This window comes from Nitrospira sp. SG-bin1 (assembly GCA_002083365.1).
In the GTDB taxonomy this organism is placed as follows: domain Bacteria; phylum Nitrospirota; class Nitrospiria; order Nitrospirales; family Nitrospiraceae; genus Nitrospira_D.
Map to the genome: position 1 here is coordinate 1 of LVWS01000023.1, position 2,559 is coordinate 2,559.

Sequence of the window (2,559 nt, forward strand, 5' to 3'; positions counted from 1 at the left end):
ATGCCCCGGAAATGATCGAAATGATGAAGGGGGCGGGTACCAGGTGCTTTAAGCACCGGGCCGGCATGCCCGTGCTCGGAATCGTTGGTAAGATGGGCAACACGCGGATGAACGGCGGGATCAATGCCCTCCTGGATACATGGATCCGCAAGGTCAGTCCCGATCAGGCTCAGGGTGGTCGCTATTGGTCAAACTACACATGGCACGGTGACCAAAATCCTGCTCACCCATTCTGGTCCGGTGTGCAAGGATCGGACATCGACCTCTCGGACATGCGTTTCTCCAAGCTGAACACCAGTTGGGGCAAGAATTTCGTCGAGAACAAAATGCCGGAAGCGCACTGGAAACTCGAGTGTATTGAGCGAGGTGCGCGTGTTGTGGTCATCACGCCGGAGTACAATCCAACGGCCTATCGGGCCGACTACTGGATGCCGCTCCGTCCGGAATCTGACGGAGCGCTGTTTTTGGGTGCCATGAAGATCATTGTCGATGAAAACATGCACGACACAGACTTCATGAAGCAATTCACGGATGCTCCGATCTTGGTCCGCACCGATACGCTTCAGTACCTTGATCCGCGGGACGTGATCGCCGATTACAAGTTTCCGGATTTTTCCAAGAGCTATTCGGGCCGGATTCAGTCATTGAAGCCGGAACAGATTGAGCGGCTCGGCGGCATGATGGTGTGGGATCTCAATAAGAAACAGGCGGTACCACTGCATCGTGAACAGGTAGGATGGCACTATACGAACAGCGGTATCGACGCCGCACTTACTGGAAGTTATCGAATCAAGCTTCTCAATGGACGCGAGATCGATGCGATGCCGATTTGGCAAATGTACATGGTGCACTTCCAAGACTACGACCTGGATACGGTCCATCAGATATGCAGGACCCCGAAGGACTTGATTGTACGATGGGCTCGTGATTCCGGTACGATCAAACCGGCCGCGATTCACAATGGTGAAGGGACCTGTCACTATTTCCATCAGACCATCAACTCCCGTGGCGCCGCGATGGTCCTGATTATTACGGGCAACGTCGGCAAGTTCGGGACCGGTCAGCATACCTGGGCCGGTAACTACAAGGCTGGATGTTGGACGGCAACCCCCTGGTCGGGTGCCGGCTTGGCCGTACACACGGGCGAAGATCCCTTCAACATTACGTTGGATCCGAATGCCCATGGGAAGGAGATCAAGACCAAGTCTTACTATTACGGCGAAGAAGTAGGCTATTGGAACCATGGTGACACGGCCTTGATCGTCAATACGCCGAAGTATGGGCGCAAGGTCTTTACCGGCAAGACGCACATGCCGACCCCGAGCAAGTTCCGCTGGGTGACAAACGTCAACGTGCTGAACAACGCCAAGCACCATTACGACATGGTGCGCAACGTCGATCCGAATATCGAATGTCTCATCACGCAGGACATCGAAATGACGTCCGACGTCAACCACAACGACATTGCCTTTGCCTGTAATTCCTGGATGGAGTTCACTTACCCGGAAATGACCATCACGGTTTCCAACCCGTGGGTCCAGATCTGGAAAGGGGGCATCCGCCCGTTGTACGACACCCGTAACGACTTGGATACCTTTGCGGGTGTTGCCGCCAAGCTTTCGGACATGACAGGCGACAAGCGCATGAAGGATTACTTCGCCATGGTCTACGCGAACCGTGTCGATGTGTATGTGCAACGTATGCTCGATGCGTCCAGCACCTTCTACGGCTATTCCGCCGACGTCATGTTGAAGTCGGAAAAGGGCTGGATGGTGATGGTCCGGACCTACCCGCGGCATCCATTTTGGGAAGAGACCAACGAGTCGAAACCAATGTGGACTCGCAGCGGACGATACGAGAATTACCGTATCGAACCGGAAGCCATCGAGTACGGTGAGAACTTCATTTCTCACCGCGAAGGTCCGGAGGCGACACCGTACCTGCCGAACGCCATCTTCACGACGAACCCCTATGTTCGGCCGGACGACTATGGGATCCCGATCACGGCTCAGCACCATGATGACAAGACAGTTCGAAACATTAAACTGTCCTGGCATGAGATCGTACGGCACTCTAATCCTTTGTGGGAGAAGGGGTATCAGTTCTATTGCGTGACCCCGAAGACCCGTCACCGCGTGCACAGTCAATGGTCGGTGAACGACTGGGTGCAGATTTATGAATCCAACTTCGGGGATCCCTACCGGATGGACAAGCGCACCCCGGGCGTGGGCGAACATCAAATCCATATCAATCCTCAAGCCGCGAAAGACCGTGGCATCAACGACGGCGACTACGTGTATGTCGACGGGAACCCGGTGGACCGTCCCTACCGCGGCTGGAAGCCGAGCGATCCGTATTACAAGGTGGCGCGCCTGATGATTCGGGCCAAGTACAACCCGGCGTACCCGTACCACGTGACGATGGCCAAACATGCGCCCTACGTGGCGACGGCCAAATCGGTGAAGGGGCATGAGACCCGACCGGACGGGCGGGCGATCGCGATCGATACAGGGTACCAGTCCAACTTCCGGTACGGCGCTCAACAGTCGTTCACACGGA

The 2,559-nt window shown here is 55.5% G+C and carries 1 protein-coding gene; it reads left to right on the forward strand.

Annotated features, from left to right (window positions below; genetic code table 11):
• Window positions 1-2,559: nitrate oxidoreductase subunit alpha (locus A4E19_18060; protein ID OQW34602.1), on the forward strand; the 2,559-nt coding region annotated here is incomplete at both ends.